The organism is Acinetobacter lactucae (assembly GCF_013122135.1).
Classification (GTDB): Bacteria; Pseudomonadota; Gammaproteobacteria; order Pseudomonadales; family Moraxellaceae; genus Acinetobacter; species Acinetobacter lactucae.
This window is the reverse complement of sequence record NZ_CP053391.1, coordinates 1,052,027-1,070,594: the sequence shown is the minus strand read 5'-3', so window position 1 is coordinate 1,070,594 and position 18,568 is coordinate 1,052,027. Positions and strand designations below refer to the sequence as shown.

General features: G+C 38.5%; 15 protein-coding genes. 4 read left to right on the top strand and 11 right to left on the bottom strand.

Going from position 1 to position 18,568, the window contains the following annotated elements; all coding sequences use genetic code 11:
- Nucleotides 1-12: 12 nt before the first annotated feature.
- The 5 genes from pstA to HLV59_RS04975 all read right to left on the bottom strand — a co-directional run bounded on the left by pstA (nt 13) and on the right by HLV59_RS04975 (nt 7,636).
- Nucleotides 13-1,410 carry a phosphate ABC transporter permease PstA gene (gene pstA / locus HLV59_RS04995; RefSeq protein WP_061875668.1) on the bottom strand — a complete coding sequence of 466 codons (1,398 nt, stop codon included), beginning with the start codon at nt 1,408-1,410 and terminating at the stop codon, nt 13-15.
- On the bottom strand, nt 1,407-2,786 hold the full coding sequence (gene pstC / locus HLV59_RS04990; RefSeq protein ID WP_016146057.1) for a phosphate ABC transporter permease subunit PstC: 1,380 nt from the start codon (nt 2,784-2,786) through the stop codon (nt 1,407-1,409). Before pstC ends, pstA begins: the two co-directional genes overlap by 4 nt.
- Nucleotides 2,787-2,885: 99 nt before the next feature.
- Nucleotides 2,886-3,917, bottom strand: coding sequence for a substrate-binding domain-containing protein (locus tag HLV59_RS04985; protein WP_005073265.1), 1,032 nt, complete (start codon nt 3,915-3,917; stop codon nt 2,886-2,888).
- 476 nt (nt 3,918-4,393) lie between these two features.
- Nucleotides 4,394-5,773, bottom strand: a complete 1,380-nt coding sequence (locus HLV59_RS04980) for an amino acid permease (RefSeq protein WP_016146058.1) — start codon at nt 5,771-5,773, stop codon at nt 4,394-4,396.
- A gap of 141 nt (nt 5,774-5,914) precedes the next feature.
- Entirely contained in the window at nt 5,915-7,636 is a 1,722-nt protein-coding gene (locus tag HLV59_RS04975; protein WP_171429444.1) for an alpha-keto acid decarboxylase family protein, read from the bottom strand.
- A gap of 134 nt (nt 7,637-7,770) precedes the next feature.
- Here HLV59_RS04975 and HLV59_RS04970 point away from each other — a divergent pair, with 134 nt between their 5' ends.
- Nucleotides 7,771-8,256: an Lrp/AsnC family transcriptional regulator gene (locus tag HLV59_RS04970; protein ID WP_004700117.1), complete on the top strand. Its 486-nt coding sequence runs from the start codon at nt 7,771-7,773 to the stop codon at nt 8,254-8,256.
- 70 nt (nt 8,257-8,326) lie between these two features.
- Here the strand turns inward: HLV59_RS04970 and HLV59_RS04965 are convergent, their stop codons facing one another.
- From HLV59_RS04965 to HLV59_RS04955, 3 genes are all read right to left on the bottom strand, one after another.
- The gene (locus HLV59_RS04965) at nt 8,327-9,757 is read right to left on the bottom strand and encodes an aldehyde dehydrogenase family protein (protein WP_171429443.1); all 1,431 of its coding nucleotides are present in this window, start codon (nt 9,755-9,757) and stop codon (nt 8,327-8,329) included.
- 288 nt (nt 9,758-10,045) lie between these two features.
- Nucleotides 10,046-11,578, bottom strand: a complete 1,533-nt coding sequence (locus HLV59_RS04960) for a pyridoxal phosphate-dependent decarboxylase family protein (RefSeq protein WP_004790855.1) — start codon at nt 11,576-11,578, stop codon at nt 10,046-10,048.
- A 2-nt stretch (nt 11,579-11,580) separates the two neighbouring features.
- A complete protein-coding gene (locus tag HLV59_RS04955) occupies nt 11,581-12,954 on the bottom strand; it encodes a diaminobutyrate--2-oxoglutarate transaminase (RefSeq protein ID WP_002118718.1) in 1,374 nt (457 codons plus the stop codon).
- Nucleotides 12,955-13,421: 467 nt separating this feature from the next.
- Between HLV59_RS04955 and HLV59_RS04950 the strand changes: the two genes are divergently transcribed.
- Nucleotides 13,422-14,123, top strand: a complete 702-nt coding sequence (locus HLV59_RS04950; RefSeq protein WP_031949009.1) for an SIMPL domain-containing protein — start codon at nt 13,422-13,424, stop codon at nt 14,121-14,123.
- 61 nt (nt 14,124-14,184) lie between these two features.
- Here the strand turns inward: HLV59_RS04950 and HLV59_RS04945 are convergent, their stop codons facing one another.
- Nucleotides 14,185-14,811, bottom strand: a complete 627-nt coding sequence (locus HLV59_RS04945; RefSeq protein WP_171430579.1) for a TetR/AcrR family transcriptional regulator — start codon at nt 14,809-14,811, stop codon at nt 14,185-14,187.
- A 117-nt stretch (nt 14,812-14,928) separates the two neighbouring features.
- Between HLV59_RS04945 and HLV59_RS04940 the strand changes: the two genes are divergently transcribed.
- Nucleotides 14,929-15,393, top strand: a complete 465-nt coding sequence (locus HLV59_RS04940) for a hotdog fold domain-containing protein (protein WP_031949011.1) — start codon at nt 14,929-14,931, stop codon at nt 15,391-15,393.
- A 34-nt stretch (nt 15,394-15,427) separates the two neighbouring features.
- Here the strand turns inward: HLV59_RS04940 and HLV59_RS04935 are convergent, their stop codons facing one another.
- Nucleotides 15,428-16,522 (bottom strand): fatty acid desaturase family protein, encoded by a 1,095-nt coding sequence (locus HLV59_RS04935; RefSeq protein WP_016146065.1) that lies wholly within the window; start codon nt 16,520-16,522, stop codon nt 15,428-15,430.
- A gap of 12 nt (nt 16,523-16,534) precedes the next feature.
- Nucleotides 16,535-17,605, bottom strand: a complete 1,071-nt coding sequence (locus HLV59_RS04930) for a ferredoxin reductase (RefSeq protein ID WP_016146066.1) — start codon at nt 17,603-17,605, stop codon at nt 16,535-16,537.
- 140 nt (nt 17,606-17,745) lie between these two features.
- Between HLV59_RS04930 and fabR the strand changes: the two genes are divergently transcribed.
- Nucleotides 17,746-18,441, top strand: coding sequence for an HTH-type transcriptional repressor FabR (fabR, locus tag HLV59_RS04925; RefSeq protein WP_016146067.1), 696 nt, complete (start codon nt 17,746-17,748; stop codon nt 18,439-18,441).
- Nucleotides 18,442-18,568 lie beyond the last annotated feature (127 nt).

The window sequence follows — 18,568 nt, the reverse complement described above, 5'->3', positions numbered from 1 at the left end:
ATTTATCCTCTATTACCAACGCACTTCGAACTTTTTACGTAACCAAATTGCAAGACTGTTTAAACCAATCATTAATGCAAGTAGTACGATAATCGCAGCGGCAGTACGGCCTTCGAAGAAGTTACGCAACTCATTACCTTGCCATAAGTAAACTTGGACAGGTAAAGCAGTTGCTTGATCAAATGGTGTTGTTGGAATACTTGCAACGAATGCACTCATCCCGATTAAAAGTAAAGGTGCTGTTTCACCAAGTGCATGGGCAACACCAATAATTGCACCTGTCATAATGCCCGGTAATGCCAACGGTAAAACATGGTGAAAAATAGTTTGGAACTTAGAAGCTCCCAAACCAAGTGCCGCTTGTCGAATAGAAGGTGGCACAGCTTTTAATGAAGCACGCGTGGTGATAATGACTGTTGGTAATGTCATTAAGCTTAAAACCAAACCACCCACCAGCGGAGCTGATAGAGGTAAATGCATCCAGCCAATGAAAATTGCAGCACCGAGTAAACCAAATACGATTGAAGGAACAGCAGCAAGGTTATTAATATTTACTTCAATAATGTCGGTAAGAACATTTTTTGGAGCAAACTCTTCAAGATAGATTGCACTGGCAACACCGATTGGAATTGCAATGATGATTACAATCAGCATCATGAATAATGAACCCATGAATGCACCTGCAAGACCACTGATTGCTGGTGAACTACGTGAGTCAGGGTTCTTAAATAAGTTCATGTTAAATGTACTTTCAAGAACGCCTTTTGCTTTTAAGTCATCGGCAAGCTTACGCACTTCTGGATCAAGTTGTTGCTGATCATCCGGTAATGAACGATCAATATTACCTTTTAACCAAACATCGACATTCGCATCACCCAAGAAAGTAATATTTTCTTTCTTGCCAATGAGTGATGGGTCTGCAAAAACCATATCACGTAAGCGATAAGCTTCTGAGCTTGCATATAAGCTACTTAAGTAATCACGTTGTGATGCAAGTGCAGGATCTTTAGCAATCATTCCATTTACAATGATGCCATCCCAATCCACCATACCCATCTTAGTTTGCCAATCAACATAACGTTCTTGGTAATGCGCAGGTGTTTCCCCTTGAGTGCGCACAGGCACAGGACCTGCATCAATCACTTTCGGGTCAAAGTAAATTGGAACATTCATACTGGTTTGCCAAAAAGCTGGTAAGCCTTTTGCCAAAATACTACCGAACAAGAGAGCAACGAATGCAAGACCAATGACGACTGCCGAGAAACCCGCAAAGCGGAAAGCTTTTTCTTTGCGATGACGTTTAGCCAAAGATTTTTCAATAACCTGTTTACGTCGTTCACGAGTTTCAGCAGCAGCTTTCGGATCAAATACGTTCTGATCCATAGGAGACGATGTATTTGATGTACTCATTCGTATTGCTCACGGTATTTACGCACAATGTACAGTGCTACAATGTTTAATCCCAAGGTAATCACAAATAGTGTTAAACCTAGCGCGAATGCAACCAATGCTTGTGGACTTGAGAAGTCTGTATCTCCAGTCAATTGTTTGACAATAGTTACTGTCACAGTCGAAACAGCTTCAAATGGATTTGCATGTAAAAGTGGACTGTTCCCTGCTGCTAAAACCACAATCATGGTTTCCCCAACAGCACGAGAGACTGCCAATAAGAAAGCACCTGTAATACCCGGTAAAGCTGCTGGTAATACAACTTGACGAATCGTTTCAGACTTAGTCGCGCCAAGTCCTAAAGAGCCGTCACGCAGTGCACGCGGGACTTGAGTAATAATGTCATCAGACAAAGATGAAACAAACGGGATAATCATAATCCCCATCACAAAGCCAGCAGTTAAAGCACTCGTTGCATTAATCTCTAAACCAATAGAAGCACCAGCTGCTTTAAAGAATGGTCCAATAATCATCATGGCAAATACACCATAAACAATTGTTGGAATACCAGCTAAAACTTCAATTGTTGGTTTTGCCCATGAGCGGAACCATGGTGAAGCATATTCAGCTAAATAAATTGCAATCATTAATCCAACTGGAACAGCAACAAGTAGAGCAATACCACTGACCATGAGCGTACCCCATAGCAATGGTAATAAACCATAACTGCCTTCGGCATTACCGGAAGTACTAAAGCCCGGATTCCACTCTGTACCAAAGAAAAAGTCTACTGGACTAACAAAACGGAAGAAGTGCATTGCTTCGCCAAACATCGACATTACGATCCCGATGGTGGTTAAAATCGCAACGCCAGAACATAAAATCAAAGCAACGTTAATGGCACGTTCAACTTGGTTACGAGCACGGTATTGTTGATTGATTTTTTTCTTAGCCCATACTAAACCTAGTAAAGCTGCACAAATTACAACAGCAAATTTGGCAAAAGAGCCAATGGTTTGAAATTTTGCAAACTGTTGAGCAGCAGCTAATTCATAAGCAGCTGGTTTGTCACTTACTCCAAAACCTGAAGCAATTGATTGAACACGATCAACTAATACACTTCTGCCCGCTTCATCAAGCGAAGCACTTACAGACGCCGGAATATTATTAAAAATAATATGATTTAAAATACTTGGTTCAACCAAGTTCCAAATGATCAAAATTAAAAAAGCAGGGATACCGCACCAAAGACCAACCAGTGCGCCATAATAACCAGGACGAGAATGTAACGTCGCTGAGTTGCTTCCCTTACCTGCTATGTTACGGCTCTTTCTCAGCCCAAGTTGATATGCGATTGCCACAAGGGCTAACAACACACCGATAAGTAGCAGATTCATGTATTCTCCACTGTTTTCTCAATTGTCATAATTTGGAAAAACAAGTTAGACAAAAAGGCTGATGAACTCTTAAGATCACCAGCCTTCATTCAAACTAAATTATTTAACAGTTTTACCTGCTTTAAAGTCAGCCAAAACTTTTGCACGTTCAGCATCAGACATCGCGATTAAACCATCACGCTCAGCTTTAGAACCTTTACCAGTCGCTTTTTTGCTTACGAAATATTCTACATATTGCGGTAAGCCTTTAACTGATTTTAAGTGTTCGCCTTTCACGTAGAAGTACAATGGACGAGATACAGGGTATGTACCATTCAATACTGTCTTCTCAGATGGAACTACGTTGTTAACTGTTGCTACACGTAACTTGTCACGGTTCATGTCATAGAAACTTAAACCAAACACGCCTACTGCGCTTGGAGAAGTCTTTAAGCGAGCCAATGTTTCTGTATAGTCGCCAGCGATTTCAATTACACGACCATCTTTACGGAAAGTAGAACATGCTTTCTTCTGAGCATCTTTATCTAAGCTCTTGAAGTATTCATATGCTTCACAACCAGCTTCAACCATTTTCTCTTGGAAAACTTCACGAGTACCGTGGTTAGATGCAGGGATTACAAGAGTAATCGGCTCATTTGGAAGTGTTTTATCAATTTGGTTCCAGTTTGTATATGGGTTTGGAACCAATTTACCTTTTGAAGGCAACTGAGCAGCTAAAGCAGCAAACACATGGTAAGGTTTTAATTTATAAGCTGCTTTGTTTGAATTAGACGCAAATACAATACCGTCATAACCGATTTTGATTTCTTGAATTTGTTTTACACCAGCTTTATTACAAGCTTCGATTTCTGTGCTTTTGATTTTACGAGAAGAGTTTGCAACATCAATAGTATTGTCGCCAACACCTTGACAGAATTGTTTTAAACCAGCAGAAGAACCACCAGAACCAACTACAGGAGTTTTAAATTGAGGGAAAGTATTACCAAACTCTTCAGCTACAACGCTGGCAAACGGTAATACAGTTGAAGAACCAGCAATTTGAATCGTATCACGAGCTGCATTTGCAGTCGTTGTTACAGCTGCCCCAGTTACTGCTAACGCAATTGCGATTTGACGTGGATTTAAGCGCATTCTGTTCTCTCTCATTAATGCAATAGGTTGTACGTCACTTTTTGTTGAGTGCTTGTACGCTCTTCGATAGCTGCATTGTGAATAGAAAATATGACAATTAAGTTACAGTATGATGACGCTTTAATGATTTCGATATTGTTAACTGTCACATTAATATTTTTTATGTACTATCAATTAGTTATTTTAAATATAGATGTTATTTTACTTTCTATATCAATCTATATTATGACATTTACTAAAAATATTAAATTTTACTTTTCATAAAATATAAAAACAGAAGATATTATAAATATATTAAAATCCGATAATTTACGTCTTTCTTGCTTTTATAATCTAAATATTTTCTTTCATTAAAATTATTATTAAAAATTTCTAGAAAAAATAATTTTCTTTGTAACATGAAAATAATATGACAAAAGATAAAGGGTTACCCATCTTAAGTCAGGTAACCGCAATATCATTGTCAATTTAAACGATTAATTCGACTGTACTTCTGGCAGAACAACCATTTTTTTACGATATTTTAAGAAATACATTACAGCTAAAACAGCAAGCCAGATTGGACCTAAAATAACAGCTAATCTCATATCTGGCGTTAATGCCATAATAATAAGAATAAAGCATACAAAGCTAATGGTTAAATAGTTACTCCATGGGCTAAGAATGCTTTGAAATTTAGTTTGACGTTTTTGCAATTTCATCGCTTTAGTAAATTTCAAATGAGTCACTGAAATCATAAGCCAGTTAATAACAAGCGCTGCGACAACTAACATCATAAAGAGCTGAAAAGCTTGACCAGGAATCAAATAATTCACAACTACACATATTGCTGTAATAGATGCAGAAACAACTGCTGCTGGAACGGGAATACCACGACTGTTTACTTTTTTCAGAATTGCAGGAGCATTACCCTGCTCTGCCAAACCATGCAACATACGACTATTACAATAGATACAACTGTTATAAACCGAAATAGCAGCAATTAGGACCACAAAGTTTAGAACGTTCGCAACACCGTTACTATTTAATGACTGGAAAATCATGACAAATGGACTGCCACCTTCTGCCACCATATTCCATGGATAAAGACATAAAAGAATACCAATTGCACCTATATAGAAAATTAAAATACGGTACACAATCTGATTGACTGCTTTAGGAATAGTCGTTTCAGGTTTCTTCGTTTCCGCTGCAGCAATACCAATTAATTCCAAGCCACCAAATGCAAACATAATGACAGCCAGAGCCATGACAAAACCATGAATTCCGTGCGGGAAGAAACCACCGTGTTGCCATAAATTTGCAATACCTGCTTGCGGACCTGCTGAACCTGAAAGTAAAAGATAAGCACCAAAGCCAATCATGCTTAAAATCGCAACAATTTTAATGCAGGAAAATAAGAACTCGGATTCCCCAAAAAAGCGGACATTTACCAAGTTAATGCCGTTAATTAAAATAAAGAAAAATAAAGCAGTTAGCCATGTCGGAATTTCAGGCCACCAAAACTGTATAAACGTCCCAATCGCACTCAATTCAGCCATGCTGACGAGTACATATAATACCCAATAATTCCAGCCAGACATAAAACCAGCCATTTTGCCCCAGTATTTGTTCGCAAAATAACTAAAAGAACCACTGACTGGTTCTTCAACAACCATTTCACCTAAATGACGCATGATTAAAAAAGCGATCACACCTGCAATTGCATATCCTAATAAGATTGAAGGACCTGCCAGTTTAATTGTTTGAGAAAGACCTAAGAATAAACCTGTTCCAATCGCCCCTCCGAGTGCGATGAGTTGAATATGCCGATTGGATAAGCCTTGTTTTAACTCGTGCTTATTGTTTGCATCCATAACATTATCTCCAATGTTGGTGTCACTTCCTGTACACCTTTATTCAGCACCATATCCGAAGACCAGAAACCGACCTTCGGACATAAGTTTGCTGTAATGTGAGTCCATTTAATTTTTGAGAAGACGTGTCCTGTCTTCTATTTAAAAAGAGATTGCATCCTTACATTTAATCGGTTGGGAACGCTCCTTTAAAACTTCATAACCGCGATCACCGTAGTCAAAACGAGCAATCACAGAAGCAAATTTTTTCAAACTTACCGGCGCATCCATTGCTGGTAGTTTTAATTCAATAAAAGTTAACTGATCATTTTGCTGAAGGTTATCTAAAACGCTCTTCAGCTGTCCTGCAGTTTCAACCACATAAGTTGTATGGCCTTTTTTACCGTTAAATACCGCTGGGATTTCAGTGTATTTCCAGTTTTGCACGTCGTTATAGGCTGCGTTTTCACCCATAATTAAGCGCTCAATGGTGTAACCGCCATTGTTCAGCAAGAAAATGATTGGCTTTAAACCATGACGAATAATCGTAGAAAGCTCTTGTACCGTAAGCTGGAAAGAACCATCGCCAATAAATAAAATTTGACGGCGTTCAGGAGCTGCCAGCAAGCTACCAAGTAAAGCTGGCAAGGTATAACCAATAGAACCCCAAAGCGGCTGAGCAATATATTTAGCTGTAGCAGGAAGCTTTATTCCTGACAAAGCAGAGTTTGATGTTCCCACTTCACCAATAATTACATCATCTTCTTTTAAGAACCCTGAAATGTAATTCCAAAGCACATCTTGGCTTAACTTTTGTTGTGCTGGAGCTTCAACCACTTTCTGTGGTTGTTTTTCAAGAAAAGGGGTGGTCGATTTACGTGGTGCAACTTTTTTATTTAGCTCAACGAGTAACTGACCAATCTCAATACCCGGAAAATCCTGCCCAAAAATATTTAGGCCATAAGATTTAATTTCGATGTAGTTCTTGGTTTCAATTTGATGAGTAAATACAGCCGAACCAACATCGGTAAAGCGTGCACCAACACCAATTAAGCAGTCAGATTGTTCAATAATATTTTTCACATGCGGTTGGCTTGCTCCACCTACATAAGTTCCGATGTAACGAGGTGAGCCTTCATCCATAATATTTTTTGCAGTATTCATACCTGCAAATGGAATTGAGCATTTTTGAGATAAATCATTTAAAAGTGACGTTACACCAAAAACTGAAGCTTCATTATCAATCAAAAGCGCTGGACTCTGTGCATTCTCAATAATGTCACAAAGTTTACTCACCACAGTTTGCAATAATTCAGGTTCAACAGCTGGATAGCTTAAGTCGAGCGGACGCTCAGACACTTCGATTTTAACGTGAGTAATATCGCCTGGTAGTTGAATGTGCACAGGACGGCGTTCAAGGAAACACTGACGTAATACACGGTCAATTTCAAAAGCTGCATTGGCAGGAGTTAAACGTGTTTGAGCAACTGTGAACTCTTTCATACAGTTCATAATATTGTCGTAGTTACCATCGACAAGTGTATGGTGAATTAAAGTGCCCTTTTGAACTGCATGTAAAGGCGGAATACCAGAGATATGAATAAGAGGTACATTTTCTGCATAGGCACCTGCGATGCCATTAATCGCACTTAAGTCACCTACACCATAAGTGGTTGCCAAGGCAGAAAAACCGTTAATTCGTGCATAACCATCTGCTGCATAGGCAGCATTTAATTCATTACAATTTCCAATAAATTCGAGTTGTGGGTCTGCTTCAACTTGTTCTAGATATGAGAGGTTAAAATCACCAGGTACACCAAAAAGATGTTGGATACCCATTTGTTTTAAACGAAGATTTAAAAAGTCACCGATTTCTATGAACATTGCTCTATATCCTTTGAGACCAATTTTTATTCCATAGAAAAATAATATTTCATCTATCTTTTAGATTTCGTGCATAATGAAAACGCATTTTAATAAAAATACATGATTTGTGTATCATAAAAGGATTTTATGCAATGGATAAGTTCGACTGGCAAATCATTCAGGCACTACAAAAGAATGGACGGCTCACCAATCAGGAAATAGGAGATTTAATTGGTTTATCAGCTTCGCAATGTTCAAGAAGAAGGCAACTACTTGAGCAAAAAGGCATAATTTTAGGCTACACCGCACGCATCCAGCAACAAGCGCTAGGGCTGGAAGTTACAGCGATGATTCACATTAATTTAAGGACACACGAGGCAAAATCACAGCAGGCTTTTCAAGAACTGATTGAAGCTGAAGATAATATTCAAGATGCTTTTTCAATTAGTGGTGATGCTGATTTTATTTTAAAAGTTGTCGCAGAAAACTTAGAACAGCTCTCTCAATTTGTGACCGAAAGATTACTTTCTTATAATTTTATTGGTCATATAAAATCTTACATTGTTCTTAAAAAAATTAAAGAACAGAATCATTTTTTAATCAAACCTAAAAGCATGAGCTATCATCACTCCCAATAAACAGCTCAGGTTTTCACTCTTAAAAGTGAAAATAAAAAGGCGGATCTATCATCCGCCTTAAAATGAATATTTAGACTTTACTAATATGGACAGTTTGTCCAATCGTATTTTCAAGCAAGCCTTCCAGACCAAACTCAGCACCTAAGCCAGACATTTTCCAGCCACCAAAAGGTGCATGAGGCAGAACCTCCGCATGGGTATTAATCCAAACAGTTCCGCATTGAAGCTGACTAGCATAAGTCTGAGCTGCTTTAATATCAGACGACCAAATTGAGCCACCTAAACCAAATTCACTGTCATTGGCACGAGCAATAGCATCGTTGATATCTGTATATTTTAAAACAGGTAATACAGGACCAAATTGTTCTTCTTGGACCACACGGCAAGAGTCAGAAACTTCAGTCAAAATAGTGGGTGCAATAAAGTAGCCTTGCTCTGGTAACTGCTGTTGACCAGAAAGTGCTTTTGCACCTTGTTCAATGGCTTCAGCAATAAGGGCTTTCACCTTGTTATATTGCATTTGATTTTGCACAGGACCAAATGTTGTAGAAGATTCCATTCCGTCACCCACAACTTGAGCGTTGGCAATGTCAGCTAACTTTTGAGATAGAGCTTCATATTGGCTTTCATGGACATATAAACGTTTTAATGCCGCACATGTTTGGCCTGCATTTAAGAATGCCATATTAAAAATCTTAGCTGCAATTTCATCTATATTTGCATCTGGTAATACAATACCAGCGTCATTACCACCAAGCTCTAAGGTTAGGTGTTTTAACTGTTGAGCTGCACCAGCCATGATGTGCTGACCTGTTCGAGTTGACCCCGTAAACACAACTTTTTGTACATCTGGATGAGAAGATAATGCTTCACCAATCTCACCAGCACCGACCACAATTGAGATCACGCCTGCTGGAACTTCTTGTTGAATAATTTCACATAAACGCAAAGTTGAGAGTGGTGTGTATTCAGAAGGTTTGCTAATGACCACATTGCCCGCACGCAATGCAGGCATGATATGCCAAACCGCAATCATCAGTGGCCAGTTCCAAGGAGTAATTGAAGCCACTACACCTAATGGTTGGCGATGGCGCTCAATACGCTTGGTTTCACTGTCTTCAATCACTTCAACAGGTAAATCCATAACAGCCGCGTAACGCGTCCAGCCAATTGCGCCCTGCACTTCCATTTGTGCAAGTGCGAGTGGCTTACCCTGTTCAAGCACAACAAGCTCTGCAAGTATTTCTGCGTGCTTTTCAATGCCATCTGCAATCTTATTTAAGATCGACTTACGTTCATCATGGGAAACTTGTTGCCAAGCTTTAGATGCTTGTTTAGCTGCACTCACTGCCTGATTTACTTGCTCAACCGAAGCTTTTGCACAACGTGCAGCAGTTAAACCTGTTGCGGGGTTAAGAATTTCTAGCTCGCCTTGCTCACCTGAACAAAGTTGACCGCCAATAATGAGTTTAAATTCATTGAGCATATTCGCTTGTTGCATTTCTTCTTCCTTGTCTTAATTGTAATTACAGCCACTTACTTTTTTTCAGTTAAAGCGGGATTATTTAAAGTAAGTACGATATTGATATATCAATGTGACCAAAAATATTGGGGACATACCAATACAATAAGAAATTTGCTCCCCATAAATCATGCATAATTATTTTTGTTTTGTGAAAATATGCATGATTTGTGCATGTATTCTTTTCTTCATACACATTTTAAATAAAAACAACCTGCAATAAAAAAAGCCCGGCAATAAACCGGGCCTTTTTTGGTATCAACTCAATTAGTCGATTGGTGGTACATAGTTACCAGAGGCAATCGCATCTTTAATGCGGTCAGCTTCAGCCAATACTTGACCTAAAAGATTTTTAACATTTTCGAATGTCACAACAGGACTTAATGTTGTCATTTTCAATGACTGTACATTACCAACTTTTGTTACACCGATATTTGCTTCACCACGTGCAAACAATTCGTCCGCTACGTTTTGGTTCAAGCTATCGATAAACTCAACTGGGTAGCCTTGTGGCACAACGCGGAACAATACCGAAGCAAACTGAGGCTCAACTAAAAGCTCTAAACCATCAGTTGCCTTGATGTAATCTGCAACTTCACGAGTAAGTTTTACACCATGGTCAATCATTGAACCGTAAAGGTCTTCACCTAGTGATTCAATTGTCATCCACAATTTCAATGCATCAAAACGACGAGTCGTTTGTAATGACTTAGAAACAAGGTTTGGTACACCGTGCTCTTCGTCATAAGCAGAGTTCAAGTATTCAGCTTCGTAGTGCATGAAACGATAGTTCGCTTCATCTTTCAACAAAAACGCACCACAGCTAATGCTTTGGAAATAATGCTTATGGAAGTCGAGGGTAATCGAGTCAGACAACTCAATACCATCAAGCATTGCACGGTAGTCATTTGACAGAATTAATGCACCGCCCCATGCCGCATCGATGTGCATCCATGAACCATACTTATTGGTAATTTCACGGATTTTCTTCAATGGATCAATTGCACCGGCATCAGTAGTACCTGCTGTAGCAACAACACAAGCAACAACTTTACCTTCAGACTGAAGATGCGCCATCGTTTTTTCGAGAGCATCTACATCCATCTGTGCATTTTCATTCACAGGAACAGTCACAACTGACTGGAAGCCCATACCCATCATTGCCATGTTCTTTTGCACAGAGAAATGCGCATTTTCAGAACAAATAACTTTGACGTTTTTCATTGCTTCAGCTGGAATACCATCACGCTGTACAGACCACGGATTACCGTTTTCGTCTTTCCAGTTTTTCGAGATACACCAGTCACGAGCAAGTAACACACCCATTAAGTTAGATTGAGTACCGCCAGAAGTGAAAACACCAGCCTGACCAGAACCATAACCTACTTTTTGACGCAACCAATCAATGAGCTGAACTTCCATTAATGAACCTGCAGGGCTTTGATCCCATGAGTCCATAGATTGGTTAGTTGCATTGATTAACACTTCCGCGATCTGGCTCATCACCATGGTTGGGCAGTGTAAATGTGCTAATGAATGTGGATGATGTACTTTCAAGCTTTTATTCAAGAAAAGCTCAATCATACGTTGAAGAGATTCTTGTACACCCATACCTTCTTTTGAAGGTTGGAAAGAAATTGCTGAACGCAATTCTTTAATGCTACCGCCAGTGTACATCTTTTCATTTTGCAACCATGCTGAAACGGCTTTTACCGCTTCGCCCATTGCTGACTCATAGTCAGCAATGGATTGTGCATCATTGCAGAGTAACGCTTTACGATGTTCTGCAAAATCCACCATACTTATGCGCCTCGTACTGCAACCAATGCTTCTGCAATTGCTTTCTTAAAGCGAGCAACTACTTCAACACACTCGTCTTGAGTGATGATTAGCGGGCAAAGTAAACGAATTACTGTACCGTTACGACCACCTTTTTCAAGCAATAATTTATTGTTGAAACAAGCAGTTTGAATTGCAGCAGCTAATTGTGAGTCGGCAGGATGCGAACCAATACGATCAGCTGGTTTACGCTCGTCCACGATCTCAACACCGATCATTAAACCGCGACCACGTACGTTACCGATACATGGGAATTCTTGAGCTAATTTTTTAAATTCAGCTTGTAAGAAGTCACCACGCTCTTGCGCATTTTGAGCAAGATTTTGTTCGCTAATCGTTTTTAATACGACAAGACCAGTACCCATAGCAAGTTGGTTACCACGGAAAGTACCCGTGTGGCCAGCAGGCTGCCAAGCATCGAATTTACGTTTAATACCTAATACTGCAAGTGGTAAACCACCACCTACTGCTTTAGACATTACAACAACATCAGGTTCAATACCTGCATGTTCAAATGCAAACATTTTGCCTGAACGTGCAAAGCCAGCTTGAACTTCGTCTAAAATTAAAACGATGTTGTGCTTTTCAGTCACTTCACGGATTTTTTGCAACCATTTTACTGGAGCTGTAACTACGCCGCCTTCACCTTGAATCGCTTCAAGAATAACAGCAGCCGGTTTTGTTACACCGCTTTCTACATCTTCAATAAAGTTTTCAAAGTAGTAAGTTAAAGCGTCAACACCTGCTTCACCACCTAAACCAAGTGGGCAGCGGTATTCATGCGGATACGGCATGAATTGTACGCCTGGCATTAAACCATTAACTGCATTTTTTGCACTTAAGTTACCAGTCATAGCAAGTGCACCATGGGTCATACCATGATAACCGCCAGAAAAACTGATCACTGAACTACGGCCAGTGTAAGTTTTAGCAAGTTTGATTGCTGCTTCAGTTGCGTCTGCACCAGCAGGACCACAGAACTGCAAGCAATATTCTTCTTTACCACCAGGTAAATATGCTAACAATGCTTCAGTGAATGCATCTTTTAAAGGTGTGGTTAAGTCTAAAGTATGCAATGGCAAACCACTTGCCAATGTATCTTGAATACTTTGAATCACCGCAGGATGATTATGACCTAAAGCCAATGTACCTGCCCCAGCTAAACAATCAAGGTATTGTGTACCTTCAACATCAGTAACCCAGCATCCTTGTGCTTTCGCTATCGCTAACGGTAATTTACGTGGATAGCTACGAACATTTGATTCCATTTGACTTTGGCGAGTCAAATAATATTCGTTAGTAGCATTAGTGGCAGGGTTAACGGAAGTAACGCTCATATCGGATTACCATCTCTGATAGGGGTAGAAAGAAATAAGTCTGGTGACGATTGGTCCTTTGACTCGGTGCTTTATAGAACTAGCAAAGACACTTATTTTATATCTTGTAACTAGGAGCGCGATGATACCTAATTTTACAAGAAAAAAAACGTCTTTTATGTACTTTACTCATCTAATCTTATTGAAAAAATGTATCATCCCAATAGTTATGATGAATTATCATCATACTATGTGACAACCTAAAGAAAATATTCTTTTTTTATATTACTTTGATTTTTTAAGTTACATTAAAACATTTTAATTTTAAGTTTTTAATTTTTAAAGACTTTATATTTACCAAAATTTAAAAAAACCAGATTTTAATATTACAAATACGCCACAAAATCTGCAAAAGTTATGCATAAGTTATGTTTAACATTTCTTAATGAAAAAAATTAAATTTATATTAATTTTTAAAGGAAAAATTTATGCGTACTTTAGCCCTCTCTACCCTTCTTTTAGGTTCCCTCCTTAGCCCTTTAGTTTTTGCTCAGGATGATAATGCTTTGAACTACAATATTGTGAATGTACAAGCTGAAGCTTCTCGCCAAGTTTCTAATGATGAAATGCATGCAACTTTATATATTGAAAAAAGTAATAAACAACCAGCCGAGCTTTCAAATCAAATTAATCAATTGATGAATCAGGCGCTTAGCGTTTCTCGTAAATATCCTCAAGTCAAAGTGGAAACCGGTGCTCAAAGCACTTATCCAATTTACGATAACGATAGCAATAAGCTAAAAGAATGGCGCGGTCGCGCTGAAATCCGTCTTGAAAGTAAAGACTTTAAAGCTGCTAGCCAGCTAGTAAACGAATTACAGCAAAACTTCCAAACACAATCGATTAATTTTACGGTTTCTGATGAACAACGTAAAAAGGTTGAGAATGAGTTGATGGTAGAAGCATCTAAAAACTTCCAACAACGTGCTCAAATGTTGACCCAAGCATGGAATAAAAACCAATATACCTTGGTTACTCTAAACTTGAATACCAACAATTATTTCCCACAACCTGTAATGCGTGCCAGCATGGCTAAATTCGCTATGGCCGAAGCTGCACCAGCTCAAGACATGGCAGCTGGTGAGTCTAAAATTACTGTAAATGCAAACGGTTCCATTCAGTTTAAATAATTTCTATCTCTAAAAAAGCCGCATGAACGATGCGGCTTTTTTTATCGAGTGATAAAGATATTTAACTCAAATTTTGCAAAGAATCCCACGCAGCTTTTGCCAAAATATCTTTATAAACTTTAGGGTTTGAAGGAACTTTTTGAGATAACCATGCACGGCAATAATTTTCTGTAGACCCGATCACAAGTGAAAGTAATAGCTCATGCGGTATAGATTTTAAAAAGTCAGATTCAGCATAATTTGAAATTGCATTAAAAATTTTTTGATTTCTTAATTTATTTTTCTGGGCGAGACGTTCTTGGTCTTCACCCCCCTGCATCACATTAAAACGAGCAGAGATTAAAAATTTAGCAAACTCTGGCTGTTCACTTACCCAATCAACATAGCTATGGATAAAAGCATATAAAACTTCTTTAAGCGATTTTGTGCACTCAAGATAGTCATCTCTTAAGGCTGCTTGATCATCTAGAGCTGCAAAAAATAAAGTCGCAACAATACCTTCTTTGTTTTTAAAGTGATGATAAATAGCCCCTACACTACTGTCGGATTTTGAACGAATCATTTCAATGCTTGTGGTTTCAATTCCATTTTCTAAAAAACAAAACAAGGCATCTATTAAAATCTGTCTTTTTAAAGCAGCCCTTCTGCCTGGATATAACCGCTCCAATAACGCTTGTGCAGATTGCATCATTTATTCCTTAACCAGTTATCGGAGATATTCTGAATGACTTGACTCATTTTTGTAAACAGAATTATATTCTTTAACAGAACATAATTCTGTTTTTATTATATGGAGCCTTAAATCATGGCAACCACTTTAGAACTTTGGAACAAAGTGTCTAGTTTTCCGAAAGGAAAATGGACTTTCTCACGTATGCTATGTTTGAAAGCCCCTTATTTTGGAAGTATTTCCCCGCTCTTTAGCGAGTTAAAACCCAACTATTGCGAAATATCTATTAAGAAAAAACGCTCAGTACTCAATCACATTGGAACAGTACATGCGATTGCGATGTGTAATATGGCAGAACTGGCAGGTGGAACAATGACAGAAGTTACTGTACCTTCTACACACCGCTGGATCCCCAAGGGCATGACGGTCGAATATTTAAAAAAGGCAGAAACAGACCTAATTGCAATTGCAACGCCTGTAGAAAAAAATTATGACTGGGATAAAGCTGGCGAATATTTAGTAAATGTAGAAGTCCATGACGCTCAAAAAGATAAAGTTTTTCAAGCTACGATTACCATGTGGATTTCTAAAAAGAAATAATAAAAAGCCCTGAACTGATCAGGGCTTTTTTGACTTATTTTTTAAACGGTAAAGCATATTTAAAGATACGGCCTACCACCTGTCCAAACTGTTTAGCCAGACTCGCATTGTTATAATTTAGACCATATTTTTTACATACAGCTTCAACTTTTGGAGCCATTTGGCGATAACGACGCGCCGGAATATCAGGGAACAAATGGTGCTCAATCTGATGACTCAAATGTCCGCTTAAAATATGTAATGCTTCTGAACCTTTTAGGTTAGAAGAACCACGAATCTGGCGCATATACCAGTGACCACGACTTTCATCCTGTAAAACAGACTTTGGAAATACTTCTGCATCTTTTGTGAAGTGACCACAGAAAATAATCGTAAATGTCCAGATATTACGAAGACCATTTGCAACTAGGTTACCAGTGAAAACAGGTAAAGCTGCAGGACCTGCAATTAAAGGAAAGAAAACGTAGTCTTTAAAAAGTTGCGTACCAATCTTTTTATTAACAGGTTTTAACTCTTCCAAGAATTTTGCCATGCTCTTACGTTTATAAAGAACACGTCCAATTTCAAGATTTTGAATGGCTACGCCCCATTGGAACAACAAACAAAATGGAATGCTATAAACAGGTTGAAGTAAGAAACCCGGTTTCCAGCGTTGCTCTGGAAATAGACGAAGTAAACCGTAACCAATGTCATCATCAATACCTTTAATATTGGTATAAGTGTGATGTTTATAGTTATGAGTTTGACGCCAGTTATCAGAAGTACCGACAGTATCCCACTCGTAAGTTTGACCATTAAATTTAGGATCGTTCATCCAGTCATATTGACCGTGCATCACGTTATGACCGAGTTCCATGTTTTCCATGATTTTAGAGAAGCCTAATAGGCCTGTTCCTAAAATCCACGCTGGTGGGAACCAACCTGCAAACAAACATGCTCGGCCTAAAAAGCTACTATAACGAATCGCGGCATAAACACGACGGATATATTTAGCATCTTTCTCGCCCAAATCATCCAATACTTCTTGTTTGATCTGATCGAGCTCTTTTGCAAATGCTTCAAGTTCTGCTGGAGTCAAATCACGATTTTTAGGATTTTTAAAATATTCGACTTTCACTGGCATATTCATAAGAGTTCTCTCTTAAAGATCAATAACTAGATCGGATTGTGCGGAGTTCACACAAATTTTGAGTAATTGGCTTGGTTCAGTGTTTTCACTGCCGTTGAGTAAATTACGTGTTGAACCTTGTGATTTATTACAAACACATTTATTACAAATTCCCATACGACAGCCATGAGTCGGTTTAAGGCCTTCATGTTCGAGGCTGACCAAAATTGATTGGCCTTTAGGAATTGCAATTACCTTATTAGACTGGGTTAATGTGACATTCACATAACCAATATCATCAGCAGAGCTTTCATTTGTTAAGCTAAATGCTTCTGTTAAAACGGCTGGAGCTTTTTCAAAAAGTTGCTCAACTGTCGCCACAAAGCCAGAAGGTCCACATGCATATATGGTGCTATTTTCCAAATCGTCTACTAATGCTAAATGCTCTGCATTTAAACGCTCATCATTTGGGGTCTCTTGGGTATAGAAAACCTGATAACTAAAATTCGGATATTGCTGTGCAACTTTTTCAAAGTATTCAACAAAAGCTGCATCTGAGCGTTGCTTTACCCAATATAAAAGCTGTACTTGAACTTTATCTAACTGCTGACTTTGCTTAATCGCAGTAATTAGGCTCAACATTGGGGTAATACCACTCCCCGCAGCCAACATAATTAAATTCGGTGTTTTGATATTTTGTTGCATGTCGCCATAAGGTCGACCAAGCTCAAAAACATCGCCAATTTGGCTTTCAGCAATAAACCAGTTACTGACAATACCATCCGCAACTTTTTTAACTGTTAAACGTAAGTGCTGCGCATCAATTTGCGTCAAACTATACGTACGTTCATAGCGACGACCAGCAATTTCTACAATCACAGGATGATGCTGGCCTGCAACGCCCATTTTTACTAAGCGATTGCATTTTAGCGTCAAGCTCACCATGTCATGAGCGACAAATTCTTTTTTTACAATTTGAACAAGGCCATGTTTTACGGACCATAAAGGATTAACTTTTTGTAGCCAGAAATTCGCCATTTCTTTATCAAAGATGGCTTGTGTCAATGAATTGAATAGAGAATTTCTCTTTTCGATTGCTTGCATAACTGAAGGCTCTGTCGCTCTTTTTTAATTATTATACACATGTATATATATTTGTATATACACCCGTACTTTTAATTACAATTTCACAAGTTCAGCTTCTAAGGCTATAATCCTGAGAGTTTACAAATATATTGAACAGCATGACCCAATCTTCACTTTCTCAGAACATGAATGACACACCTCTTCAACAAGATGTCATTGAAATTAAAACAGCTACGCGTTCTGTTGGAAGAAAAGCGACAATTACTAAAGAAGAACTTTTTCAGGCCGCTTTAAACCTTATTGGTCCGCAAAAAAGTATTGCTTCATTGAGTTTACGTGAAGTAGCTCGAGAAGCAGGAATTGCACCAAATAGTTTCTATCGACACTTTAAAGATATTGATGAATTAGCAATTTCTTTAATTGACCGTGCAGGTATCGTTTTACGTAAAATTATCCGTCAAGCTCGCCTACGTGCTTCCTTACAAGAAAGTATTATTCGTAGTTCTGTCGATATTTTTCTTCAACAGCTCGATGCAGATGAAGGTAATTTAAGTTTATTACTACGTGAAAGTTTTACAGGTTCCGCTTCCTATAAAGCTGCTGTAGACCGCCAGCTCAACTTTTTTCAGCAAGAGTTGCAAGAAGATTTAATTCGTCTTGAACGCCTAAATAACAATCATCTGTATCATCCAGACCTTGTTGCAAAAGCAATTACTCAACTTGTGTTTCACATGGGTGCCAAAGTCATTGATCTTCCGATCAATCAACGTACAGAAGTTGCTGAACAGACCATGATTATGATTCGAATGATTTTAGAAGGCGCACGTCATCTGGATGAAGCAAAAATTCGCTAAAATTATCTTAGAGATGGCTTGTTGATTAACAGGCCATTTTTACATCTAACTCCTCTATTTTCCAATAAAAATATAATTCATTGATTGAAGCTAAAAGCTCGCGAGAGTATAAATAATCACTTCATTT